Here is a 23,187-nt window from a genome sequence, read left to right as displayed (position 1 = left end):
TCCCATGAGACGTACTGAGCCGAGCCGAGGCTTGATCGGGAAGAGTAAATTCAACTGTGGCGGATCGCGACAGTCTCTGAGTCCGCGGCCGTCGTACAGTCACAGCGCGAGCGTAAGCGGGCATTCACCGCGGTCACGGCATTTCTGCAGTTCGCATTCGCCCGCCGCCTCGGCATCATCCAGCGCGCTCAGGTCGAAGGTCTGCTTGTCTTCGGCCAGCACGTACATCACCGGGTAATCCCACACGTCGTCGCTGCGGGTGCCCTTCACGAACAGGCGGCCGTGCGCATGCGGCCCTTCCAGCGCCACGGTCAGGCCAACGTCGCGCTCGCCGTTGATGGCGGTCTGCATGCTGCCCAGCGGCAGCGTGCCGGCCTGCAGCGGTTCCCCGAATACCTGCACCAGTTCGACGCTGCAGCCGGCGCGGCGCATGGCCTCGCGCATCGGCGCACTGTCGTGCGCGGCCTCGGTCCAGCGCAGCACGCTCCAGGCGATGGCGCCGCCCAGTGCGGCCAGGAACAGCAGCACCGCCAACGGCATCGCCCAGCGCCAATGCCGGCACCACCAGCCGGAAGCCAGGGTGGAGGGAGCAGGAATCGGCGGCGGCAGGGTCATGGGCGGGCTCCTTCCCGGACGATGATCAAGGTTTCAGGCAACGCCCCAGGAAAGCTTCGGCAACGCGGTAGCGATGCAGTGCGTCGGCACCGGAGAGGCCGTGCTTGGCACCGGGGTAGGTCATCAGTTCAAACGGCTGGCCGCGCTTCTGCAGCGCGCTCATCAGGCTGGTCGAATTGGTGAACAGCACGTTGTCGTCGGCCATGCCGTGGATCAGCAGCAGCGGCGAGCGCAGGCCCTCGATGTGGGTCAGCACGCGTGCTTCGCGGTAACCGGCGTCGTTGCGCGACGGCAGGTCCATGTAGCGCTCGGTGTAGTGGCTGTCGTACAGGCCCCAATCGGTGACCGGTGCGCCGGCCACGCCACAGGCGTAGCTGTCCGACGCCTTGGCCAGCAGCATCAGGGTCATGTAGCCGCCGTTGGACCAGCCCTGCACGCCGATACGCGCCGGGTCCACCCACGGCTGCTGCTTCAGCCACGCCACGCCGCGCAGCTGGTCGGCCACTTCCACCGTGCCCTGCTTGCCATACAGCGCGCCGCCGAAGTCACGGCCGCGGCGCGGGGTACCGCGGTTGTCCAGCGAAAACACCACATAGCCCTGCTGGGCCAGGTACTGGTTGAACAGATGGTCGCCACGCCCAGGCCAGCTGTCGGTGACGGTCTGGCTGGCCGGGCCGCCATACACGTACACCGCCACTGGGTAGCGCTTGGCCGGATCGAAGCCGGCCGGCTTGATCACGCTGTAGTTCAGCGGCGTCTTGCCGTCGGCGGCAGTCAGCGTGCCGAATTCGACCGGACGCTGCGCCTCGCGGTAGCGCGCATACGGATGCTTGGGGTCGGCCAGATCGTTCTCGACCAGGGTGGCGATCTTCTCGCCATTGGCGCGGAACAGTTCAATCTGCGGCGGGGTGCTGCTGTTGGACCAGCTGTCCACGTATACGCTGGCGTTGCGCGCGAAGCTGGCGCTGTGCATGCCCGGCGCCTTCGACAGGCGCTGCGGCTGGCCGCCCTGCAGCGGCACGGCGTAGATCTGGCTTTCGCGCGCCGATTCGATGCCGGCGCGAAAGTACGCCACGCCGGCCTTTTCATCGACCGCCAGCAGTTCATCGACCGACCAGTTGCCGTGGGTCAGCGCGGTGGCCTTGCCCTTGCTGTCGATGCGATACAGATGCTGAAAGCCGGTGCGCTCGGACGACCACAGCACGCTGCCGTCGTCGAGGAAACGCAGGCTGTTGTGCAGCGGCACCCAGGTCGGGCTGGTTTCGTGGGCCAGCACACGCTGCTGGTTCGAGGCCAGGGTGACTTCCACCAGGTCGAGCTTCTTCTGGTCGCGCGACTGGCGCTGGAAACTCACGTGCTGCGGATCGCGCCAGTCGACGCGGGCCAGGTAGATGTCCTGCTCCTTGCCGAGGTCGATCCACTGCGTCTGCGCATGTTCCGCCGGCGAGATCACGCCCAGCTTCACCTGCACGTTGGCATCGCCCGCGGCCGGGTAACGCTGTTCGACCACATCGGTGCGGTCGGCATAGACTTCGTAGCGCTTCTGCACCGGCACCGGGCTTTCGTCGATGCGCGCGTAGGCGATGGCCGAGTCGTCCGGCGCCCACCAGTAACCGGTATGGCGGTCCATCTCCTCGTCGGCGACGAATTCGGCGATACCGTTGCCGATGGTCGTGCTGCCATCAGCGGTCAGCTGCATCTGCCTGCCGCTGGCCAGCTCGATCACCCACAGGTTGCGGCCGCGGATGAAGCTGACGAAGCCGCCCTTGGGCGACAGCTTGGCGTCGGTCGCAAAGCCTTCGCCGTGAGTCAACTGGCGCACTGCCGCCTTGCCTTCCTGCTTGAGGTCGTACAGGTACAGCTCGCCGCCCAGCGGGAACAGCAGGCGCTGTGCGTCCGGCGACCACTGGTAGTCGACGATGCCGGTCATCGCGGCGATGCGCTGGCGCTCGCGGCGGGCCTTTTCTTCGTCACTGAGGGTTTCGGTACCCGGCAGCACCACCTTCGAGTCCACCAGCAGGCGGGTCTGGCCGCTGCCGATGTCATAGCTCCACAGGTCCAGCTGGTTGCGGTCGCTGTCCTTGCCGCGCAGGAAGGTCACGCGCGAGCCGTCCGGCGCCACCTTCGGCTTCATCAGGGTCGGGCCGGACAGCGGCAGCGGGCCGGTGATGGCTTCCAGGGTGAGTTTTTCAGCGTGGGCGACGGTACTGGTGGCGAGCATGAGGGCGAGCGAGGCGAACAGATGGCGCATGGAGGATCCCGGCAAACGGCAGGTCCGTCACCGCGGCAGGCGCGGGACGGTCAGCCTCCATCCTAACCAAGCCGGTGCGGGAAGACAGCATGACCTTCTGCCCATGAGGTCTTCCCATGATGAGTGCCGACCAACGGTCGGCACCCACCGTGCCGGGTCAGCGCTTGCCGAACAGGTGCTTGCGCTCTTCGTCGCTGAGCGGCTTGCCGGCGTCCGGGTTCACCTGCGTGCGCAGCGCGTAAGCGCGCTGGGTGGCCGGACGGTCGGCAATGGCCTGGTGCCAGCGCTTGAGGTGGGGGAAGGCGTCGAAATCCACCGGCAGCTTGTCGTAGGCGCCAACCCACGGGTAGCTGGCCATATCGGCGATGGTGTAGTCCTCGCCGGCCAGGAAGGCGTGTTCGGCCAGTCGCTTGTCCATCACCCCGTGCAGGCGGCGCACTTCATTGTCGTAGCGCTCGATCGCGTACGGGATCTTCTCCGGCGCGTACACATTGAAATGGCCCATCTGCCCGCTCATCGGGCCCAGCCCGGCCATCTGCCAGAACAGCCATTCCAGGGTCGTGACGCGGCCACGCGGGTCGGTCGGCAGGAAGCGGCCGGTCTTCTCGGCCAGGTACAGCAGGATCGCGCCGGACTCGAACACGCTCTGCGGGGCGCCGCCGTCGGCCGGGGCGTGGTCGACGATGGCCGGCATCTTGTTGTTGGGGGAAATGGCCAGGAATTCCGGCTTGAACTGGTCTCCCGAGCCGATGTTGACCGGGTGGATGCGGTACTCCAGGCCGGCTTCTTCCAGCAGCAGGGTCACTTTGTGGCCGTTCGGGGTAGGCCAGTAATACAGGTCGATCATGGCGGCGGCTCTGGGGTACGGAAAGGAACCTGAAGTCTAGTGCGTGCGTTGGCTTGGCACCGTCATGGCGGGCCGGTAACCTCGCCTCTCCCCCGAAACGCAGCATCCTCCGCATGAGTGCAAACCGTCCGCTACTGTCCCCGCTGTCCAGCCTGATCTTCGCTACCCGCTGGCTGCAGCTGCCGCTGTACCTGGGTTTGATCGTTGCCCAGTGCGTTTACGTGTTCCTGTTCGGCAAGGAACTGTGGCACCTGATCTCGCACTCGGTGTCGATGGGCGAGCAGCAGATCATGCTGATCGTGCTGGGCCTGATCGACGTGGTGATGATCTCCAACCTGCTGGTGATGGTGATCGTCGGCGGCTATGAAACCTTCGTCTCGCGCCTGCGCCTGGAGGGCCACCCGGACCAGCCGGAATGGCTGAGCCACGTCAACGCCAGCGTGCTGAAGGTGAAGCTGGCGATGGCGATCATCGGCATCTCCTCGATCCACCTGTTGAAGACGTTCATTGCCACCGGCGCGCTGGGCGGTATCCCGCTGTGCACCCCGGAGCAGATGAGCGTGGCTGCCGCCAATATCGGCGTGGCCCGCTGCTCGATGCTGACGGCTGACGGCGTCCTCTGGCAGACGATCATCCACTGCGTGTTCATCCTGTCGGCGATCGGCATCGCATGGACCGACAAACTGATGTCCGGCAGCCATGACAAGCCGGAAGGCCACGGCAAGTCCGCCGCACATTGACCCCAATCCCGGTGGCGGTACCAGTGCCGCCACCGGCCCGCTACACCTGCCCTTGTGCGCAGGTGAGGCCGGGATGCTAGATTGCACCCTCGCCGTCGTCGGCGATGGCGTCGGGAAACGTCATCGACCGCGCCCGGACCTCCAGTCCCGGCAGGCTTGCCTACGTTTGTCGTAACGTCGTCTTCTTAGAGGGGAGCAGGATGTCGCACGTCGCAATGATCGCTGCCGCGCGCCGGTGGTTGCCGGTCGCTCTGGCTTTGGCCCTGGCTGCATGCTCGGGCAAGGAAGAAACACCGGCTCCGGCCGCGCCGGGCGCCGCTGCCCCCACCGCTGCAGCACCAGCCGCACCGGCAGTGGCCGCCAAGGTGCAGTCGATGGGTACCGAGCAGCTGCGCGAATCGGCCAGCCAGGCACTGCGCGAGAACCGCATGTACGCCCCGGCTGGCGACAACGCCATCGAGTACTACCTGGCACTGCGCGACAAGACGCCGGACGATGCCTCGGTGAAGAGCGCGCTGACCGATCTTCTGCCGTACACCCTGATCGCCGCCGAGCAGCATCTGGGCCGCGAGGATTTCACTGAAGCGCAGCGGCTGGTCGCCCTGATCGAAAAGGTTGATGCCTCGGCCCCGGCTCTGCCGCGCCTGAAGGAAGGCCTGACCAAGGGCGTGCAGGTTGCCGCCAAGCGCACCGAAGACGAGACCGAGAAGGTCAAGAAGGACGCTGAAGACCGCACCAAGCAGCTGGCCGAGCAGCAGCGCCTGACCGAACAGCGTGCCAAGGAAGCCGAGGCGGCCAAGCAGATTGCCGCACAGCAGGACGTTGCCCGCCGTGACAGCGAGCGCCAGGAAGCCGAACGCCAGGCTGCTGCGCGCCGTGATGCCGAGCAGAAGCAGCAGCAGGCCGCTGCGCAGCAGGCCAATGCCGCCCGCCAGGCCGCGACCGCCGCTGCACCAAGCCTGCGCCCGGTGAGCACGCCAGCCCCGCGTTACCCGGCCGAAGCACTGCGTTCGGGTACCTCCGGCGAAGTCCTGGTGGAGATCACCGTCGGCACCGACGGCTCGGTGACCAATGCGCGCGTACTGCGCGCCACGCCATCGCGTGTCTTCGATCGCGAAGCCCTCAACGCGGTCAAGCGCTGGCGCTTCGAGCCGGTCACGGCGCCTGTCACCACCCGCCGCACGCTGGTGTTCGCACCGGGCGGCTGATCGCAGAAAAGGGACGGAGGGGATTAAGTCGCTTCTGCCTGTAATGACGCACAAGGCCCGGCATGTCCGGGCCTTGTGCGTTTCAGGCTGCGCTGTCGATCAGCCGTTGCAGTGCTGGATCACGTGCGCTCAGCACCTGGAACAGGCCCAGCGCGTGCAGCCCGGGCAGCAGGCTGCGCAGATCGGCTTCGGCGGTGGCACGGGTGGCATCGTCACTGGCTGGGGCCTGCCAGTCGCGGACGCTGGCGAGGAAGGCACCGACACTGCCCTTGCGGACGGTGAGACCGTTCACCTGCACGTCGTTCTGGTGATCGGGAAGGATGTCCTGCGGTTGCATGGCGTGCTCCTGGGAGGTGGGCGCCCAGTGTCGACGCTCGCCATCGACCGTTCTGCCGTATAACTGCCAAAGGATATGGCAGAACAGACATTCCAGACACCAATGATCGACCCTGCGTTGGCTGAGGCCAACGGCGGGCCGGCCCTGCTCGGCACGCAGCTGGCGATGCCGGGTTCACGGCGCACCGCCCGCCACCAGCACGCGCGCGGGCAACTGCTGGGCGCCCACACCGGCCTGTTGCGGATCGAGGTGGGCGACACTCACTGGCTGCTTCCGGCCGGGCACGTGGCGTGGCTTCCGCCGCAGCACCCGCATGCGCTTTCCAGCATCGGCAGCTTCGATGGCTGGAGCCTGTACTTCAGCAAGGAGGCCTGCGCGGGCCTGCCCACCGCACCGCGCATCTTCCAGCCCAGCGACCTGCTGCAGGTGGCAGTGCCGCGGGCGCTGCACTGGTCCGGGCAGGCGTTGGATGCGGGGCAACAGCGCTTGGCCGGGGTGATCGCCGATGAGATCGCTGCAGGCACGCCGTTGCCACTTGCGCTGCAGCAACCCGGTGACCGCCGCCTGCGCCGCATCGCCGCCGCCCTGGCACGAGCGCCACATGACACCCGTACCGTCGAAGACTGGGCAGCCGCCAGCGGCCTGTCCAGTCGCAGCCTCGCCCGCCGCTGGCAGGCCGAAACGAACATGACCCTGACCCGCTGGCGGCAGCGCCTGCGCGTGCTGCTGGCGCTGCCGCGATTGCTGGCCGGTGAATCCGTCACCACGGTGGCGCTGTCATTGGGCTACGACACGCCCAGCGCCTTCATCGCGGTATTCAAGCGCGAGATGGGAGTGACGCCGGCGCGGTATGCAGACGGAAACGCTTCACAGCGCTGAAATGCACGAGGCCCGGCATGACCGGGCCTCGTGCCACATCCGCCGGGCATCGCCCGGCGCTACCGGTTCCACTCAGCCGGAAATCGCCAGCCGCTCGTTGTGGTAGCGGCGCACGGCGGCGAACCACAGCACGGCGGCCAGCGCCAGGCTGGCACCGAGGTAGACCGCCCAGATGGTCGGGCTGATGTCCTCGTGGCGGATCACCTTCAGCAGCATCTGGTTCTGCGACAGGAACGGCACCGCGTACTGCCACAGCTCGCTCTTCACCGGGTAAGCCATCAACGCGTAGCCGGGCAGCATCGGCAGCAGCACCAGCCAGGTCATGTGGCTCTGCGCTTCCTTCATGCTCTTGGCGGCGGCCGAGAGGAAGGTCAGCAACGAGGTGCCGATCAGCAGCATCGGCACCATCACCAGCAGCATCTGCAGCATCGAGCCGATGTTCATGTTGAGCTGCCGGCCGACGTTGCCGGGCGCGATCTGCGCGCTGGCCTTGAATGCGATCAAGGTCAGCAGCAACGAGGCGAAGCCGACCACGCAGGCGGCGGCGATCTTGCCGCTGACGATGGCGCTGCGCGACCCCGGGGTCGCCAGCAACGGCTCCAGCGATTGCCGCTCGCGCTCACCGGCGGTGGCATCCATCACCAGGTAGGCGCCGCCGATGAACGAGGTCAGCGTCAGCAGCACCGGCAGCAGCATCGACAGCATCATGCCGCGCTTGGCCTCGGCACTGGCCATGTCCTGGGTGGCCACATCCAGCGGTCGTGCAACCTGTGCGTCGACGCCACGCGCCATCAGCCGCAGCGCACCAACCTGGCCGTTGTAGGTTGCCAGGGCCGCCTGCAGCCGCGCACTGGGCACTTCGGCGGCACGACGGGTGCTGTCACGGATCACTTCCACCAGCGCAGGCTTGCCATCGGCCCAGTCCTTGCCGAACTCAGGGCTGATGCGCAGGGCCACGTCGATCTCCTGCGAGCGGATCGCTTCGGCCAGATCCTTCGGTGCCGGCGCGGCGTTCAATCCCTGCGCCGCCAGGAAGCGCACCAGGTTCGGCGCATTCTCCGCACCGATGSTCGGAATCTGCAGCGGCTGTTCGATCTGGATCCGCACGCGGCTTTCCGCCAGCTTGCCCATGCCCAGGATCAGCAGCGGGTACAGCACGGGGCCGAACAGCAGGGTCAGCAGCAGTGTGCGGCGGTCACGCGAGAGGTCGCGCAGTTCCTTGCGCATCACCGTCATCAGGGTCGACATCATGCTCATGCGTGCAGGCCCTCTTCGCTGCCGATCAGTTTCACGAACGCATCTTCCAGGTTGGGCTCGCCGGACTGCGCGCGCAGTTCATCGGCACTGCCGGCGGCCATCACCGTACCCTTGGCGATGATCACGATGTGGTCACACAGCGCACCGACCTCCTGCATGATGTGGCTGGACAGGATCACGCAGCGCCCTTCCTCGCGCAGGCCCAGCAGGAAGCGGCGCAGCGCGCGGGTGGTCATCACGTCCAGGCCGTTGGTGGGTTCATCAAGGATCACGTTGCGCGGGTCGTGCACCAGCGCGCGGGCAATGGCGGTCTTGGTGCGCTGGCCCTGCGAGAAGCCATCGGTCTGCCGATCGAGGATGTCGGCCATGTCCAGCGCATGCGACAGCACTTCGATACGTTCGCGGATGCGCGACGCGGACAGGCCATGCAGCTCGCCGAAGTAGGCGATGTTCTCGCGTGCGGTCAGCCGCTTGTAGACGCCACGTGCATCCGGCAGCACGCCGAGGTGGCGACGCACTTCCACCGGATCGCGGGCTGCGTCGATGCCATCGACGGTGATGCTGCCTTCATCGGGCGTCATCAGCGTGTACAGCATGCGCATGGTGGTGGTCTTGCCAGCGCCGTTCGGTCCAAGCAGGCCGGTGATGCGGCCATCCTCGGCGCGGAAGCCGACATCGGCCACCGCCTGGATGCGACCGGTGCGGGTATTGAAGGCCTTGTGCAGGTTGTCGGCGACGATCATGGGGCCCATCCGTTGAACGAGGTGAACGCCGGCACGTAGCTCAGCGTGTCCAGGCAGCTGGCATCCAGCGCCTTGGCATCGGTGGTGTCGATGAACTGGCCGAGCAGGCGTGGCATGCAGCCGGCGGTGAGGGTGCCGTGGCCTTGGCCGCGGGCAACCAGCGCGCGTCCCTTCGGCAGGCCCTTGAGCACCTGCTCGGCGTAACGCGGCGGCGTCACCGGGTCCAGTTCGCCGGACAGCAGCAGCACTGGCAGGTCGCTGTGCAGCGGCACTGCCGCAGCCGCCGCAGCCGGTTGGTGCGGCCACACCGGACAGGCGGCGAAGAACGCGCGCGCCACTTCCGGGCCGACCAGGCTGTCGCTGCTTTCGACCGGCGCCTGGTAGCGCGGAGCATCTTCGCTGCAGATCACCGACCACTGCATGCCACGGTTGATCTGGAAATCCATGCTGCGGGTCGCACCGCGCGCCAGCGACGCCAGTGGTGCATAACGACCCTGTGCCGCTTCATCCAGCACCAGCGGCAACAGCGAGGAGTACTGCGGTACGTAGGAGAAGGCGAACGCCAGGCCGACCACGCTGTCCGGGGTCAGCACATCCTGCCGCGGTGCATTGGTGCCGGGGTCGCGGTAGTCGACCGTGACCGGCGCGCGGCGCAGGGTTTCCACCACGCTGCGCAACTGCGCACGGGTGTCGACCGGAAAGCGCTTGCTGCAGACAGCGTCCTTGCGGCACTGCTCGGACTGCAGGGTGATCGCGTTGTCGAAGGTCGTGGCGAAATCGCCGCCGACCACCAGCTCGTTCGGTACCACGCCATCGATCACGATGCTGCGGGTGTGCTGCGGGTACGCGGCCGCGTAGCGCTGGGCAACGCGGGTGCCGTACGAGCCACCGACCAGGTTCAGCGTGTTGGCGCCCAGCGCCTGGCGTACCGCGTCCAGATCGGCGATGGCTTCGGCGGTGGTATAGAAGCGCGGGTCGGCACGGCCCTTCAGCGACGCGGCGCAGCGCTCCGCGTACTCGCGCAGCAGCGCCTCGCTGGGCGCAGCGTCTTCATCCATCGGCAGCTCCTTGCCGTCCGCGCCCAGGCAGCTGAGCGGATTGGAGCCGCCGGTGCCGCGCTGGTCGATCAGGAAAATGTCGCGCTGCTTGCGCACCTGGCGCAGTGCCGTATCGACGATGACGGCCACCTCGCTGGCCGCCTGGCCAGGTCCGCCGGCCAGGAAGAACACCGGGTCCGGCAGGCCCGAACCGCTGTTGCCCGACTCCAGCCAGGCCACGCGCAGATCGATCCTGCGGCCATCCGGCCTGCTCCGGTCTTCGAGCACCTGGAACGTCGCGCACTGCGCCTCGACGTTGGCATTGGCGCCTTCGGTGGCCAGCGTGCAGGGGCGGAAATCGATCTGGCCGTAGCGGCGGCTGGGTGTATCGCCCGCGCCGTCGGACCCTGCCTGCGGCGGTGCACTGCAGCCGGCAATCAGCATGCTGGCCAGCAACCCGGCCCGCGCGAAATGGTGTCTTTGCATCGTGCGTGATTCCCCTGGGGATGTTCCTGTCCACCACGACGGTGTGCCGCGGCAGATGTGACCAATCGAATGTGACCCAACTTACACGCGCCGGACGCTGGCGGCGACAGGCGGATGTCCTGGGCCGGCGTCGGCACGGCCACCAGACGGTTGCGACCCTCGGCCTTTGCCCGGTACAGGGCGGTATCGGCCAGCGCGATCAGGTGGCGGAAAATGGCGAGCAGGCGGCCCGTAGCGCCGGCAGAATGTGCGCAGAACCGGGAGACACTCCATGCATGCGTGGCAACTCAGTGGCATCGACCACCAGCCGTTCGAAGCGCTTTTCGAAACCAGCGACGACGCCTTGGCCGCACAGGGAATCGTGCGGCGGCGCGCCGGCGACAGCGGCGGCTTCCCCTGCAGGGTCAGCCTGACTGACGCGCCCGCGGGTGCGGAACTGCTTCTGCTGCCTTACAGACACCTGGCCACGCATTCGCCTTACCGCGCCTCGGGTCCGATCTTCGTGCAGCGCGGTGCGACCCGCTGCGTGCTGCCGGCAGGCGTGGTACCCGCCTACGTGCACCGTCGGCTGATCTCGGTGCGCGCCTATGACAGCGCGGACTTCATGCTGAGCGGCCTGGTCTGCCAGGGCACCGAGGTTGCCGCGCACCTGGACCGGTTGTTCGCCGATGCGACGGTGGCCTTCGTACAACTGCACAACGCAGGGCATGGATGCTTTTCGTGCCAGGTGGATCGGGCAGGCAATCAACAGTCATGACGGTGCGCGCGAACGTGATCGCCGCCGTGCTGCAGGCGTGACCGCCAGCGTATCCGTTCAGCGTGGCGTGAAGCCTGCGGGAAGGGCTTCACACACGTAGTCACGGATCGGCGTTGACGTGGTTTCCCACTGTGCACGGCAGCTCGATACTCGCGGCGGTACCGCTCATCGTCCGTCGCGCGGCTCAGCGCGGGTGCTGCGGTCACCGCTCCCTTCGACGACCACAAGGATGCCCCATGTCTCTGCGATACACCCCATTGCTGTTGGCTACCGTCTTCGTTATTGCTGTTGGCTACCGTCTTCGTTGGCGCCGGTGTTGGCGTTGCCGGCAACGCGGCCGCACACGGCACGATGATCACCCCGGTCAGCCGCGTCTATGCCTGCTTCCAGAGCAACCCGGAGAACCCCACCAACCCGGCGTGTGCGGCAGCCAAGGCAGTGGCCGGCTCGCAGGCGTTCTACGACTGGAACGGCATCAACCAGGCCAACGCCAACGGCAACCACCAGGCCGTGGTGCCCGACGGCAAGCTGTGCAGCGGCAACAACCCGACCTTCCGCGGCCTGGACCTGGAGCGCAGCGACTGGCAGACCACGCCGATCCAGCCCGATGCGAACGGCAAGTTCACCTTCGTGTTCAAGGCCACCGCCCCGCATGCCACGCGTGACTGGAAGTTCTTCGTCACCCGCGCCGGTTGGCAGCCGGGCAGCCCACTGCGCTGGGCCGACCTGCAGGAATTCTGTTCGCTGGGCAATACGCCGCTGTCGGCCGATGGCACCTACAAGCTGCAGTGCACGCTGCCGCAGCGCAGCGGCCAGCATGTGATCTACAACACCTGGCAGCGCTCGGATTCGACCGAAGCGTTCTACACCTGCATGGACGTGCGCTTTGAAGGCGGCGGCGGTACCACGCCGGTGCCGCAGTGGCAGGATGCCGGGCCGGTCACCGCGCGTACCGAGCTGCCCGTGGGCACCACGTTGGCATTGCGGGTGTTCAATGCCAACGGCAACGACGTGGAACGTGTGGAAGCAACGCTGGCCGCAGGCCAGACCACGCCGGCGCAGTGGCCGTTGGCGCTGGCCCGCAAGGTCAATGCCAGTGCCCAGCATGCGCGCGTCGGCGTGCTCAGCAACGGCGCGATCACGCCCTCCGCTTCGGCCACCGACAACCGCGTGTACCTGAAGAACGGCAACCGCTTCCAGCTCGACACCAAGGTGCCGGACCCGGGTACGCCGTCACCGGGTGGTGATTTCGACCACGTATACCCCGCCGGCATCGGCAGTTACGTGCCGGGCCAGACCGTGGTGAAGGGCAGCGATGGCAAGCTGTATGCCTGCCGCCCGTTCCCGGAAGGTGCATGGTGCAACGTCAATGCTGAGGCATATCGGCCTGGTGCGGGTGCCGCCTGGCGCGATGCGTGGGTGCCCTACTGAGATGTCATTCGGGGAACGGCGGAAGAACGCCGTTCCCCGAACAATGTGAGCTTCATCTCAGCAAAGTAAGCGCACCTTCCCCTTTCAAACTATTCCTATAGCGACCAGGGGAACGCGTGTCGAAACTCCGCGGGTTCCATCACCCACAGGAGATTCTCCATGCATTTGTCCCAGCGGGCCGTCCTCGCGCTATCCGTTGTCGCGGGTGTAGCCGTATCTGGCGGCGCTTTCGCACACGGCACTCTGTCCAAGCCATCCAGCCGCGTCTATTCCTGTTACCAGGGCAACCCCGAGAACCCGACCAACCCGGCCTGTGCCGCCGCCAAGGCCATCGGTGGCGCACAGCCGTTCTATGACTGGGCCGGCATCAACCAGGCCAACGCCAACGGCAACCATCAAGCGGTTGTTCCAGATGGTGAGCTGTGCAGCGGCGGCAACAGCAAGTACCGCGGCCTCGATCTGAACCGCAGTGACTGGCCGACCTCGCCGATCCGCGCCGATTCGCGCGGGCGTTACACCTTCGAGTTCAAGGCACCGGCGCCGCATGCCACACGCGAGTGGAAGTTCTACGTCACCCGCGACGGTTGGCAACCGGGCAGCCCGCTGCGCTGGGCGGACCTGCAGGAGTTCTGCACGCTGGGCAACGTGCCGCTTTCCGGCGACGTCTACAAGCTGGACTGCCCGCTGCCCGAGCGCAGCGGCCAGCACATCATCTACAACACCTGGCAGCGCTCGGATTCGGGCGAGGCGTTCTACACCTGCGCGGACGTGCGCTTCGAGGGGGGCGGTGGCGTGACCCCGCCGCCGCAGTGGCAGGATGCTGGTCCGGTGACCGCCCGCGGTGCGCTGGACGTTGGCACCACCGTGACCCTGCGCGTGTTCAATGCCCAGGGCAACGACCTGGAACGCCCGGAGATCACCCTGGCAGCCGGACAGACCGCTGCGAACCAGTGGCCGCTGGCGCTGGCCCGCAAGGTCAATGGCAGCGCCCAACAGGCACGCGTGGGCGTGATGAAGGATGGCGTGATCACGCCCGTCGTCTCGGCCACCGAGAACCGTGTCTATCTGAGGCCGGGCAACCTGTTCCAGCTCGATACCCGCTTGCCGGGTCCGGTCGATCCGCCGCCGGGTGACGACTACGACTTCGTGTATCCGGCCGGTATCGGCAGCTACAAGCCGGGCGAGACCGTGGTCAAGGGCACCGACGGCAAGCTGTACGCCTGCCGCCCGTTCCCGGAAGGCGCCTGGTGCAACATCAATGCAGAGGCGTACCGGCCGGGCGTGGGTTCGGCCTGGCGCGATGCCTGGGTGCCGTACTGAAGCGGGGCGCCGGGGCGGTGTGATGCCGCCTCCGGTGTGCGGGATTGCCGGCCAGCGGCCGGCACTACCCGGGTTCGTGGGATTGCCGGCCAGCGGCCGGCACTACCCGGGTTCGTGGGATTGCCGGCCAGCGGCCGGCACTACTTGCTGCTGACGTACTTCTCGCGGCGGATCTGCGGATTGCCCAGGCCCGCCGCCTTCAGCGCTTCGGCGCAGGCGTCGACCATGTCCGGGTTGCCGCACAGGTAGGCGATGTCGGTGGCCGGGTCCGGCGTGAACTCCGCCAGTGCCTGCTGCACGTAGCCATGGTGGACGTCCGGGTGCGGCTCGGACGGCAGTTCCCGCGACAGGCACGGCACATAACGGAAGTTCGGCTGCTTTTCGGCGAAGCTGTAGAAATCATCGCTGTACAGCAGCTCACCCGGGCTGCGCGCACCCTGCAGGAGAACCACCTGCACACCCCGCTCGGCCATCGCCGTCGCCAGCAACGGCAACATCGAGCGGTACGGGGTGACGCCGGTACCGGTGGCGATCAGCAGGTAGCGGCCGTTGTGGTCGCCGGGGTTCAGGCAGAACCGGCCGTAGGGGCCGGACGCGCTGACCTGGCCGCCGATGTCCAGCGCCTCGAACAGCGCCGTGGCGGCGCCACCGGGGACGAAGCTGACCGCGATATCCACCGCCTCGCCCGGGCCCAGCGCGTGGTCGTGGATGGTCGCCAGCGAATAGCTGCGCTTGGTTTCAGTGCCATCGGCATAGCTGAAATGGACCTGGATGAACTGGCCGGGCTGGAAATCCAGCGGCTGGCCGTCGTCACGCACGAACTGGTAATGGCCGATGGAGGGCGCCAGCATGCGGCGGTCGACCAGTTTGATGGGGAATTGGACAGGCACGACTTTTCGGGACAGTGTGTAGCCGGGGCAAGCCCTCGGGGTCTTCTATAATAGACCTTCCCCGCCCCTCTCCAGCGCCAGCCCATGGGCGCGAAGGCTTCGAGCTTGGCTTCCCTGAACGATACGGCGCCCGCCCTGCGCGTGCGCGACCTGCGTAAAACCTATGACAACGGCACCCAGGCCCTGAAAGGGGTCTCGCTGGAAGTGGCCCCGGGCGACTTCTTCGCCCTGCTGGGCCCGAACGGTGCCGGCAAATCCACCCTGATCGGCATCATCAGTTCCCTGGTCAACCTCAGCGAGGGCCAAGTGGAAGTGTTCGGCAGCGACCTGGTGCGCAACCGCAGCGCTACCATGCGCCTGATCGGGCTGGTGCCGCAGGAGATCAACTTCAACCTGTTTGAAAAGCCCTTCGACATCCTGGTGAACTACGCCGGCTTCTACGGCGTCCCGCGCGCCGAAGCCGAGCAGATGGCCGAAGTTGAGCTCAAGCGCGCCCACCTGTGGGAGAAGGCGCAGGTGATGAGCCGCACCCTGTCCGGTGGCATGAAGCGCCGGCTGATGATCGCACGCGCGATGATGACCCGGCCGCGCCTGCTGATCCTGGACGAACCGACCGCTGGCGTGGACATCGAGATCCGCCGCGACATGTGGCGGGTGCTGAAGGAGATCAACGCCGCCGGCACCACGATCATCCTCACCACCCACTACCTGGAAGAGGCCGAGCACCTGTGCCGCAACCTGGCCATCATCGACCACGGCCAGATCGTCACCCAGGGCCCGATGCGCGAACTGCTGGCCAAGCTTGACGTGGAAGGCTTCCTGCTGGACATCGACGGCACCCTGCCCGCCCAGTTGCCGGTGATCGAGGGGGCAACCCTGATCGCCACCGACGGCCATACGCTGGACATCGACATGCCACGTGCGATGGATCTGAACCGCGTGTTCGAGGCACTGAACGCGGCGGGCATCCGCGTGCGTTCGATGCGTACCAAGAGCAACCGCCTGGAGGAACTGTTCGTGCGCCTCACCGGCAACCAGGAGACGTCCGCATGAGCAGCACCCCGACCCCGGTCCTGACCGACGGCCAGCGCAACCGCATCGCACTGATGACCATCGTGCGCCGCGAAGTCGCCCGCATCATGCGCATCTGGGGCCAGACCCTGGTACCGCCGGCGATCACCATGACCCTGTACTTCCTGATCTTCGGCGGCCTGATCGGTTCGCGCGTGGGCGACATGGGCGGCTACACCTACATGCAGTTCATCGTGCCGGGCCTGGTGATGATGAGCGTGATCCAGAACAGCTACGGCAACATCAGCTCCTCGTTCTTCGGCGCCAAGTTCGGCCGCCACGTGGAAGAGCTGCTGGTCAGCCCGATGCCGAACTGGGTGATCCTGTGGGGCTACGTGGCCGGTGCGGTGCTGCGCGGCCTGATGGTGGGCGTGATCGTGCTGATCATCGCGATGTTCTTCACCCCGGTGCGCATTCCGCATCCGCTGGTGACGCTGACCACGGTGATCCTGGGCGCGACGATCTTCTCGCTGGCTGGCTTCATCAATGCGGTGTATGCGAAGAAGTTCGATGACGTTGCGATCGTGCCGACCTTCATCCTGACCCCGCTGACCTACCTGGGTGGCGTGTTCTACTCGGTGAAGCTGCTGCCGCCATGGGCAGAGGCGGCCACGCACGCAAATCCGATCTTCTACATGGTCAATGCGTTCCGCTATGGCCTGCTGGGCAGCAGCGATGTGCCGGTGGTGGTGGCGTATGCGCTGATGATCGGTTTCGTGGTGGTGCTGACGGCGCTGGCGCTGTGGTTGCTGAAGCGTGGCGTGGGCATGCGCAGCTGAGGATGTTCTGCAGGGCCTGCGGCCCTGCACCCGCGGTGGTAGGTAGTGCCGGCCGCTGGCCGGCAACAGCAACAGCAACAGCAACGTCAAACGCGGGCTATCCGTGGGATGGCGGGGTGGGTCCGGTTGCGGGGGACGCCGTAAACCCATCCCTGGGGGCTTGGCCGCGGCATCCATGCCGCGGACACCCCCGAAACCGGACCCACCCCGCCTTCGACAGTTTTCCGCTGCTGTCGGAACGGCGTCTGTGCTGCTGTTGGTGGGTGTCGACCCTGGTCGACACAGTAGGTCCACGCCATGCGTGGATGAAGCATTCGCGATGGAGCCGAGCATCTGCTCGGCTCTTTTCGTTTGTGAGCTGATGGATATAGATCCATCGGAAAGATGATCGCGGGGAATGAGCGAAGCGACCCGCTGTTGCTTTTGATTTTCTTCTTTGTTTTCCGTGGTGGACGCACACGGAACGCGTCCGTGGCCGGGTGGGTAGGTTGCGCAGGGGCGTGAGCCGCATGGATGCGGCGACCGAGCCTACAAGGACGTATTTACGGCGTCCCCTGCGCAACCTACCCACCCGGCCATCCTCATGGACCGCGCTTTGCGCGAACCACCACGAGGGGCTCAGCCGTTGGCCGCAAACTCCGGCACAATCGCTGCAGTGAATCCCCCAACTGCAGTGAGCGTGCAATGCGTATCCTGATCCTCGGCGCCGGCGGTACCGGCGGTTACTTCGGTGGTCGCCTGGCCCAGGCTGGCGTGGACGTGACCTTCCTCGTGCGCCCCACGCGCGCCGCACAGCTGGATCGTGATGGCCTGGTGCTGCGCAGCCCGGTGGGCGATGCCACGTTCCCGGTGCAGCATGTCACCGCAGATGCCCTGCCTGCGCTGGCTGCGGACAAGCCGTTCGATCTGGTGATCCTCAGCTGCAAGGCCTACGACCTGGACAGCTCGATCGATGCCATCGCCCCGGCGGTGGGCGCGGGCACCACCGTGCTGCCGATCCTCAACGGCCTGCATCACTACAACGCGCTCGACGCACGCTTCGGCCGTGACGCCGTGCTCGGCGGTCTGTGCTTCATCAGTGCGACCAAGGCGCCTGATGGCGCCGTGCTGCACCTGGGCAAGCCGGCCAAGCTGACTTTCGGCGAACGCGATGGCGGTGCGATCTCCGCGCGCGTGCAGGCGTTCGCAGCAGCGTGTGCGCAGGCTAATCTGGATCATCTGGCCAGTGAACACATCGGCCAGGAACAGTGGATCAAGTACACCTTCCTCACCGCGCTGGCGGCGGCCACCTGCCTGCTGCGTGCGGACATCGGCACGATCGTGGCCACCGACGACGGCGACGCCATCGTGCGTGGGCTCTATGACGAATGCCTGGCGGTGGCCGAAGCAGCGGGTGAGCCGGTGCCGCAGGCGGCGCAGGACACCGCGCGTGGCACCCTGACCCAGGCCGGCTCGGCGTTGAAGGCGTCGATGCTGCGCGACCTGGAAGCAGGCCAGCAGGTGGAAGCGGCCCAGATCGTCGGCGACATGCTGGCGCGTGCGCGCGCCGCGGGCCAGGAAGCGTTGCTGCTGCAGGTCGCCTACAGCAGCCTGCAGGCCTACCAGGCCCAGCGCTCGGTGTGATCCGATGAACATGCCCGGCCCGTTGCCGAAGCGCGTACTGATCCTCGGCATGGGCTGGAGTGGCCGCGTGTTGGCCGCGCGCCTTCAGGCCCAGGGCATACACGTGGAAGGCACGGTGCGCGATCCGGCGTCGGCACCTGACGATGGCCTGCTGCGTCATCAGCTGCGTGCCGACGCCGCGCTTGCCCCGAGCCTGCTCGCTGCGATTGCCCATGCCGACGCGGTGCTTTGCAGCGTCCCTCCCGATGCCGAGGGCGACCCGGCGCTGCGCCTGCTGTATGCCGCGTTGCGCGACAGCAGTTCACTGCGTTGGCTCGGTTACCTGTCGTCGACCTCGGTCTACGGCGACCGCGACGGTGGCTGGATCAATGAGCACAGCGTGGCCGATGCCACCGAGCCGGCAGGCAGGCAGCGTCGCCTCGCCGAAACGCAATGGCGTGCGCTGGCGGATGCGCGCGGTATCGCCTCGGCGATGTTCCGCCTGCCGGGCCTCTACGGACCCGGGCGCAACGCGCTGCTGCAGCTGGCGCAGGGCCGCGCGCGGCACGTGGTGCGGCCAGGGCTGGTGTTCAATCGCCTGCACGTGGACGACCTGGCTGCGGTGGTGATCGCGGCGATGCAACGCCCCATGGCCAACGCACTGTATCTGCCGAGCGATGACGAACCGGCGCCACCGCAGGATGTACTGGCCTTCGCTGCGCAGCTGGGGGGATTTACCCTGCCGCCCGCGGTGGCCTGGGACGATCCATCAGTCAGCGCGACATTGCGGCGTTTCTACCAGAGCAGAAAGCGCATCGACAGCCGCAGCACGCGCGACGCGCTGGGCTGGACGCCGCAGTTTCCAACGTATCGGGAAGGGCTGACGGATCTTGCCGCTTCGCTCGCCGGGCATGGCCCGGCGCTCCCGGCTGACGGGTAGTGCCGGCCGCTGGCCGGCAACTGCGGCATCCCTGCGAAGATCGTGAGGTTGCCGGCCAGCGGCCGGCACTACCGTTTGCCGATCAGGCGGCGTCCGGCAACCGGAAGAACGCACGCGTGGCAGCCGTGGCGTTTGCCGCCGTGGTCTGCACATCCTCGCCACGGTCCCGCGCCAGCTCTTCCACGATGTGCGACAGGAACACCGGTTCGTTGCGGCGGTCCTTCGGCATCGGCTTCAAGGTGCGCGGCAGCAGGTACGGTGCGTCGGTCTCGATCATCAACCGGTTGGCCGGAATGTTCTTCACCAGCTCGCGCAGGTGACCGCCACGGCGCTCGTCGCACAGCCAGCCGGTGATGCCGATGTACCAGTCCTGGTCGAGATAATCGAACAGCTCCTGGCGCTCGCCGGTGAAGCAGTGCACCACGGCCGGACCGATGCGGCCTTCGAAGTTCTTCATCTGTGCCATGAAATCGGCATGCGCGTCGCGCTGGTGCAGGAACAACGGCTTGCCATTGTCTGCAGCCAGCTGCAGCTGGCGCTCGAACGCGCGATGCTGCGCCGGGCGCGGCGAGAAATCACGGAAGTAGTCCAGCCCGCACTCACCCACCGCCACCACTTCGGCATGGGCGTGCAGCGCGCGCATCTCCGCATCGCACTCGTCGGTGTACTCCACCGCATGGTGCGGGTGCACGCCGGCGGTGGCGTACAGGAAGCCCGGGTGCTGCTGCGCCAGCTGCAGGGCCAGTGGCGAATGCTCGCGGCTGGCACCGGTGATGATCATCTGCACCACACCGGCCTGGCGTGCGCGGTCCAGTACGGCGTCGCGGTCGCGGTCGAAGGAGTCGTGGGTCAGGTTGGCGCCGATATCGATCAGATGCATGGGGGCAGCAGAGGCAGGAAAACCCGCGCATTGTACCCGTGCCCGCCATGGCACCTTATCCTTTGCAGATGAACGCCCCGCAATTCCCCATCTCTTCGCTGCTGCCGCAGATCCAGCAGCACCTGGCCGTGCACCCGCGGCTGGTGCTGGAAGCCCCGCCCGGCGCCGGCAAGACCACCCAGGTGCCGTTGGCGCTGCTCGATGCGCCGTGGCTGCAGGGCCGCAGGATCATCCTGCTGGAACCCCGCCGGGTGGCCGCGCGCAGTGCCGCGATGTTCATGGCGCGCCAGCTCGGTGAGGAGGTCGGCGGCATCGTCGGCTACCGCATCCGCTTCGAGAACAAGGTATCGGCGCGCACGCGCATCGAGGTCGTCACCGAGGGCATCCTGACCCGGATGCTGCAGGACGATCCAATGCTGGAAACCGTTGGCGCGATCCTGTTCGATGAATTCCACGAGCGCCACCTCAGTGGCGACCTGGGCCTGGCGCTGGCGCTGGACGTGCAGTCGCAGCTGCGCGATGACCTGCGGTTGCTGGTGATGTCGGCGACGCTCGATGGTGAACGCCTGGCACGCTTCCTCGATGCACCACGAGTGAGCAGCGAAGGCCGCAGCTATCCGGTGGCGATCAGCCACTTCCCTGCCCGGCGTGACGAGGCGCTGGAACTGCAGGTGCGGCGCGCGGTACAGCAGGCGCTGGCCGAGCACCCCGGTGACCTGCTGGTGTTCCTGCCCGGCCAACGTGAGATCGCACGCGTGCAGGCAGGCCTGCAGGACAGCCTTGCTGGCGCTGCGGTGGACGTACTGGCCCTGCACGGTGAACTGCCGGTGGAACAGCAGGCGCGCGTGCTGCAGGCCGCCAGCGACGGCCGCCGCCGTGTGGTGCTGGCCACCAACGTCGCCGAATCCTCGGTGACCCTGCCCGGCGTGCGCGTGGTGATCGACAGCGGCCAGGCGCGCGAGCCCCGCTACGACCCCAACAGTGGATTCACCCGCTTGGACGTGGTCGCCATTGCGCAGGCCTCGGCCGACCAGCGTGCCGGCCGTGCCGGGCGCGTGGCCGAGGGCGTGGCCTGGCGGCTGTGGCCGCAGTCGCAGCGGCTGGAACCGCAGCGTCGCGCCGAGATCGACCAGGTTGAACTGGCCGGCCTTGCGCTGGAACTGGCCGCCTGGGGCAGCAGTGACCTGCGTTTCCTTGACCCGCCACCGACTGGGCCGATGGCCGCCGCACGCGAACTGCTGCAGCGCCTGGGCGCGTTGTCCAGCAGCGGCGCGATCACTGCACTCGGCCGCCGCGTACTGGCGCTGGGCACCCATCCGCGGATGGCCGCGATGCTGCTGGCCGCAGCTGATGCCCGCGCGCAGGCGTTGGCCGCCGATCTGGCGGCATTGCTGGAAGCTCGTGACCCATTGCGCCAGGGCGGTGATGCACTGGCCGCACGCTGGCGCGCACTGGCGGCCTTCCGCAACGGCCGTGCGCCGGCCGATGCCAATCGCAGTGGCCTGGCCGCAATCGATGCCGCTGCCAAACAGTGGCGCCGTCGCCTGCGTTGTGACGCTACACCGCCCGCCAGCATCGAGGCCCACGAACTGGGCGACCTGCTGGCCCATGCCTTCCCCGACCGCATTGCCTTCCAGCATCCGAACGACCCGCTGCGTTACCTGCTGGCCAACGGCCGCAGCGCCCGCCTGCATGAACTGAGCGACCTGCGGGGCGAACCGTGGCTGGTGGCCAGCGAGCTGCGCTTCGAAGCGCGCGACGCGCTGCTGCTACGCGCCGCACCGGTGGATGAAACCTATCTGCGCAGGAACTGGCCCGACCGCTTCGTGACCGAAGACGCGGTGCGCTGGGATGACACACGCCGCGCCCTGGTCGCGCTGCGCGAAACACGCTTCGACCGCATCGTGATGGACAGCCGTTCGGCTGGCCGGGTTGATCCGCAGCTGGCGGCGCAGGCGCTGACCGACGCCGTTGCCGAGCTCGGCCTGCAGGTGTTGCCATGGACCGAGGGTCTGCGCCAGTGGCAGGCGCGGGTTGAATCGCTGCGGCGCTGGATGCCCGAGCTGGGCCTGCCCGACTGCAGTGACGCCGCATTGCTGGCCAACCGTGCGCAATGGCTGCAGCCGGCATTCGCTGGCAGGACACGTCTGGATGCGCTGGACGAGACCAGTTTCGGCGAAGCGCTGAAGTCGCCACTGGAGTGGTCGCAGCGGCAGCTGGTCGAGCGCCACGCGCCCACCCGGATCACCGTACCGTCAGGGCTGGAACGGCCGATCACCTATGCGCTGGATGGCGAAAGCGGCGAGCCGCTGCCGCCGGTGCTGGCGGTGAAGCTGCAGGAGTTGTTCGGGCTGGCCGACACGCCGCGTATCGCCGATGGCCGGGTGCCGCTGACCCTGCACCTGCTGTCACCGGGCGGCCGGCCATTGCAGGTGACCCAGGATCTGCGCAATTTCTGGGAGAACACCTACGCCGAGGTGAAGAAGGAGATGAAGGGCCGTTACCCGCGCCACCCGTGGCCGGACGACCCATGGACGGCTACGGCAACGCACCGGGCCAAGCCGCGCGGGACGTAATGCGCGCCGACACCCCGCCCGTTCCTGAATGGCTGCGGTAGAGTCACACCACGCGCCCGCCTGACTGACATACCGTTTACGGGCAACAGGCGACACTGGACTTCGACCCGAGGCAAGGACACCCCCGCATGAGCAAGCTGACCGTAATCACCGACCGCGCCCTGGAGCGCGCCCTCGACCTGGCCCATACCGCAGGCGATGGCCTGAAGAGCGCGGGCGGCAGCCTGCGTCACCTCGGCCCGCAGCCCAGCGACTGGATCAAGACCGGCGCCGCCCTTGGCGCGGTGAAGACCGGCGGCAAGGTCGCCACCAAGTTCGCCCGCCGCAATCCGGCGGTGACCATCGCGGCAGCTGCCGTGGGTGTAGGCCTGCTGGGCTATGCGCTGTACCGCAAGCAGCAGAAGAAGAAGGCGGCCAATGGCCATGTGGTCAACGGCCAGGCCCAGCGCATCAACGCGCGCGATCGCCGCAACGACACCGTGGTCGACGAGCACAGCGATATCGGCAGCGACGCCTGATTGACCGGGGTCGGATCCCTTCC

Annotated in this window: 21 protein-coding genes; 12 read left to right on the top strand and 9 right to left on the bottom strand. The window is 67.2% G+C overall.

The features are described from left to right. Nucleotides 1-99: 99 nt before the first annotated feature. From AB4Y98_RS08380 to AB4Y98_RS08370, 3 genes are all read right to left on the bottom strand, one after another. Complete coding sequence (locus AB4Y98_RS08380) at nt 100-615, bottom strand: cytochrome c oxidase assembly factor Coa1 family protein (protein WP_223497093.1); 516 nt, start codon at nt 613-615, stop codon at nt 100-102. A gap of 25 nt (nt 616-640) precedes the next feature. Then, entirely contained in the window at nt 641-2,866 is a 2,226-nt protein-coding gene (locus AB4Y98_RS08375; protein WP_442244143.1) for a S9 family peptidase, read from the bottom strand. 157 nt (nt 2,867-3,023) lie between these two features. Next, entirely contained in the window at nt 3,024-3,713 is a 690-nt protein-coding gene (locus AB4Y98_RS08370; RefSeq protein ID WP_442244142.1) for a glutathione binding-like protein, read from the bottom strand. A 113-nt stretch (nt 3,714-3,826) separates the two neighbouring features. On the opposite strand from AB4Y98_RS08370, the gene AB4Y98_RS08365 reads away from it, so the two are divergent. Beyond that, complete coding sequence (locus tag AB4Y98_RS08365) at nt 3,827-4,453, top strand: TIGR00645 family protein (RefSeq protein ID WP_230112884.1); 627 nt, start codon at nt 3,827-3,829, stop codon at nt 4,451-4,453. Between the two features lie 200 nt (nt 4,454-4,653). Beyond that, on the top strand, nt 4,654-5,661 hold the full coding sequence (locus AB4Y98_RS08360) for an energy transducer TonB (RefSeq protein ID WP_312787308.1): 1,008 nt from the start codon (nt 4,654-4,656) through the stop codon (nt 5,659-5,661). 82 nt (nt 5,662-5,743) lie between these two features. On the opposite strand, the gene AB4Y98_RS08355 is transcribed toward AB4Y98_RS08360, so the two are convergent. After that, complete coding sequence (locus AB4Y98_RS08355) at nt 5,744-5,998, bottom strand: hypothetical protein (protein WP_312109056.1); 255 nt, start codon at nt 5,996-5,998, stop codon at nt 5,744-5,746. Between the two features lie 75 nt (nt 5,999-6,073). Between AB4Y98_RS08355 and AB4Y98_RS08350 the strand changes: the two genes are divergently transcribed. Then, nucleotides 6,074-6,877: an AraC family transcriptional regulator gene (locus AB4Y98_RS08350; protein ID WP_363733803.1), complete on the top strand. Its 804-nt coding sequence runs from the start codon at nt 6,074-6,076 to the stop codon at nt 6,875-6,877. 72 nt (nt 6,878-6,949) lie between these two features. Here AB4Y98_RS08350 and AB4Y98_RS08345 read toward each other — a convergent pair whose 3' ends face one another. From AB4Y98_RS08345 to AB4Y98_RS08335, 3 genes are read right to left on the bottom strand one after another with little or no spacing between them, the layout of a single operon-like run. Beyond that, on the bottom strand, nt 6,950-8,134 hold the full coding sequence (locus AB4Y98_RS08345; protein ID WP_442244141.1) for an ABC transporter permease: 1,185 nt from the start codon (nt 8,132-8,134) through the stop codon (nt 6,950-6,952). Further along, a complete protein-coding gene (locus AB4Y98_RS08340; RefSeq protein ID WP_025877565.1) occupies nt 8,131-8,877 on the bottom strand; it encodes an ABC transporter ATP-binding protein in 747 nt (248 codons plus the stop codon). The genes AB4Y98_RS08345 and AB4Y98_RS08340 overlap by 4 nt, the downstream gene beginning before the upstream one ends. Further along, nucleotides 8,874-10,400, bottom strand: a complete 1,527-nt coding sequence (locus tag AB4Y98_RS08335; protein WP_442244140.1) for an alpha/beta hydrolase — start codon at nt 10,398-10,400, stop codon at nt 8,874-8,876. The genes AB4Y98_RS08340 and AB4Y98_RS08335 overlap by 4 nt, the downstream gene beginning before the upstream one ends. A gap of 271 nt (nt 10,401-10,671) precedes the next feature. Here AB4Y98_RS08335 and AB4Y98_RS08330 point away from each other — a divergent pair, with 271 nt between their 5' ends. From AB4Y98_RS08330 to AB4Y98_RS08320, 3 genes are all read left to right on the top strand, one after another. After that, on the top strand, nt 10,672-11,157 hold the full coding sequence (locus AB4Y98_RS08330) for a DUF1203 domain-containing protein (RefSeq protein WP_353101527.1): 486 nt from the start codon (nt 10,672-10,674) through the stop codon (nt 11,155-11,157). A 351-nt stretch (nt 11,158-11,508) separates the two neighbouring features. Next, nucleotides 11,509-12,588: a lytic polysaccharide monooxygenase gene (locus AB4Y98_RS08325; protein ID WP_442244196.1), complete on the top strand. Its 1,080-nt coding sequence runs from the start codon at nt 11,509-11,511 to the stop codon at nt 12,586-12,588. A gap of 159 nt (nt 12,589-12,747) precedes the next feature. After that, nucleotides 12,748-13,908 (top strand): lytic polysaccharide monooxygenase, encoded by a 1,161-nt coding sequence (locus AB4Y98_RS08320; protein WP_312108580.1) that lies wholly within the window; start codon nt 12,748-12,750, stop codon nt 13,906-13,908. Between the two features lie 140 nt (nt 13,909-14,048). Here AB4Y98_RS08320 and AB4Y98_RS08315 read toward each other — a convergent pair whose 3' ends face one another. Continuing rightward, nucleotides 14,049-14,798, bottom strand: coding sequence for a ferredoxin--NADP reductase (locus AB4Y98_RS08315; protein WP_363733793.1), 750 nt, complete (start codon nt 14,796-14,798; stop codon nt 14,049-14,051). Between the two features lie 84 nt (nt 14,799-14,882). On the opposite strand from AB4Y98_RS08315, the gene AB4Y98_RS08310 reads away from it, so the two are divergent. The 4 genes from AB4Y98_RS08310 (at nt 14,883) to AB4Y98_RS08295 (ending at nt 19,190) form a co-directional block, all read left to right on the top strand. Next, nucleotides 14,883-15,851 (top strand): ABC transporter ATP-binding protein, encoded by a 969-nt coding sequence (locus AB4Y98_RS08310; protein WP_312108583.1) that lies wholly within the window; start codon nt 14,883-14,885, stop codon nt 15,849-15,851. Further along, a complete protein-coding gene (locus AB4Y98_RS08305) occupies nt 15,848-16,648 on the top strand; it encodes an ABC transporter permease (protein ID WP_099819852.1) in 801 nt (266 codons plus the stop codon). The genes AB4Y98_RS08310 and AB4Y98_RS08305 overlap by 4 nt, the downstream gene beginning before the upstream one ends. A 684-nt stretch (nt 16,649-17,332) precedes the next feature. After that, a complete protein-coding gene (panE, locus tag AB4Y98_RS08300; RefSeq protein ID WP_312786356.1) occupies nt 17,333-18,271 on the top strand; it encodes a 2-dehydropantoate 2-reductase in 939 nt (312 codons plus the stop codon). A gap of 10 nt (nt 18,272-18,281) precedes the next feature. Next, entirely contained in the window at nt 18,282-19,190 is a 909-nt protein-coding gene (locus tag AB4Y98_RS08295; RefSeq protein WP_394198857.1) for an NAD-dependent epimerase/dehydratase family protein, read from the top strand. Nucleotides 19,191-19,272: 82 nt separating this feature from the next. On the opposite strand, the gene AB4Y98_RS08290 is transcribed toward AB4Y98_RS08295, so the two are convergent. Beyond that, nucleotides 19,273-20,070: a TatD family hydrolase gene (locus AB4Y98_RS08290; protein ID WP_025877584.1), complete on the bottom strand. Its 798-nt coding sequence runs from the start codon at nt 20,068-20,070 to the stop codon at nt 19,273-19,275. A gap of 68 nt (nt 20,071-20,138) precedes the next feature. Here AB4Y98_RS08290 and hrpB point away from each other — a divergent pair, with 68 nt between their 5' ends. Beyond that, nucleotides 20,139-22,646, top strand: coding sequence for an ATP-dependent helicase HrpB (gene hrpB / locus AB4Y98_RS08285; protein ID WP_442244139.1), 2,508 nt, complete (start codon nt 20,139-20,141; stop codon nt 22,644-22,646). 128 nt (nt 22,647-22,774) lie between these two features. Further along, nucleotides 22,775-23,164, top strand: a complete 390-nt coding sequence (locus tag AB4Y98_RS08280) for a hypothetical protein (RefSeq protein WP_442244138.1) — start codon at nt 22,775-22,777, stop codon at nt 23,162-23,164. Nucleotides 23,165-23,187 lie beyond the last annotated feature (23 nt).

Source organism: Stenotrophomonas sp. 2YAF26 (assembly GCF_052114625.1).
Classification (GTDB): Bacteria; Pseudomonadota; Gammaproteobacteria; order Xanthomonadales; family Xanthomonadaceae; genus Stenotrophomonas; species Stenotrophomonas indicatrix.
This window is presented reverse-complemented; position numbering and strand designations above follow the sequence as displayed.

Excerpts from the sequence above, each read along its gene's own strand:
- AB4Y98_RS08380 (WP_223497093.1), bottom strand. The coding sequence starts at position 615 with ATGACCCTGCCGCCGCCGATTCCTGCTCCCTCCACCCTGGCTTCCGGC.
- AB4Y98_RS08375 (WP_442244143.1), bottom strand. The coding sequence starts at position 2,866 with ATGCGCCATCTGTTCGCCTCGCTCGCCCTCATGCTCGCCACCAGTACC.
- AB4Y98_RS08370 (WP_442244142.1), bottom strand. The coding sequence starts at position 3,713 with ATGATCGACCTGTATTACTGGCCTACCCCGAACGGCCACAAAGTGACC.
- AB4Y98_RS08365 (WP_230112884.1), top strand. The coding sequence starts at position 3,827 with ATGAGTGCAAACCGTCCGCTACTGTCCCCGCTGTCCAGCCTGATCTTC.
- AB4Y98_RS08360 (WP_312787308.1), top strand. The coding sequence starts at position 4,654 with ATGTCGCACGTCGCAATGATCGCTGCCGCGCGCCGGTGGTTGCCGGTC.
- AB4Y98_RS08355 (WP_312109056.1), bottom strand. The coding sequence starts at position 5,998 with ATGCAACCGCAGGACATCCTTCCCGATCACCAGAACGACGTGCAGGTG.
- AB4Y98_RS08350 (WP_363733803.1), top strand. The coding sequence starts at position 6,074 with ATGGCAGAACAGACATTCCAGACACCAATGATCGACCCTGCGTTGGCT.
- AB4Y98_RS08340 (WP_025877565.1), bottom strand. The coding sequence starts at position 8,877 with ATGATCGTCGCCGACAACCTGCACAAGGCCTTCAATACCCGCACCGGT.
- AB4Y98_RS08335 (WP_442244140.1), bottom strand. The coding sequence starts at position 10,400 with ATGCAAAGACACCATTTCGCGCGGGCCGGGTTGCTGGCCAGCATGCTG.
- AB4Y98_RS08330 (WP_353101527.1), top strand. The coding sequence starts at position 10,672 with ATGCATGCGTGGCAACTCAGTGGCATCGACCACCAGCCGTTCGAAGCG.
- AB4Y98_RS08325 (WP_442244196.1), top strand. The coding sequence starts at position 11,509 with ATGATCACCCCGGTCAGCCGCGTCTATGCCTGCTTCCAGAGCAACCCG.
- AB4Y98_RS08320 (WP_312108580.1), top strand. The coding sequence starts at position 12,748 with ATGCATTTGTCCCAGCGGGCCGTCCTCGCGCTATCCGTTGTCGCGGGT.
- AB4Y98_RS08310 (WP_312108583.1), top strand. The coding sequence starts at position 14,883 with ATGGGCGCGAAGGCTTCGAGCTTGGCTTCCCTGAACGATACGGCGCCC.
- AB4Y98_RS08305 (WP_099819852.1), top strand. The coding sequence starts at position 15,848 with ATGAGCAGCACCCCGACCCCGGTCCTGACCGACGGCCAGCGCAACCGC.
- panE (WP_312786356.1), top strand. The coding sequence starts at position 17,333 with ATGCGTATCCTGATCCTCGGCGCCGGCGGTACCGGCGGTTACTTCGGT.
- AB4Y98_RS08295 (WP_394198857.1), top strand. The coding sequence starts at position 18,282 with ATGCCCGGCCCGTTGCCGAAGCGCGTACTGATCCTCGGCATGGGCTGG.
- AB4Y98_RS08290 (WP_025877584.1), bottom strand. The coding sequence starts at position 20,070 with ATGCATCTGATCGATATCGGCGCCAACCTGACCCACGACTCCTTCGAC.
- hrpB (WP_442244139.1), top strand. The coding sequence starts at position 20,139 with ATGAACGCCCCGCAATTCCCCATCTCTTCGCTGCTGCCGCAGATCCAG.
- AB4Y98_RS08280 (WP_442244138.1), top strand. The coding sequence starts at position 22,775 with ATGAGCAAGCTGACCGTAATCACCGACCGCGCCCTGGAGCGCGCCCTC.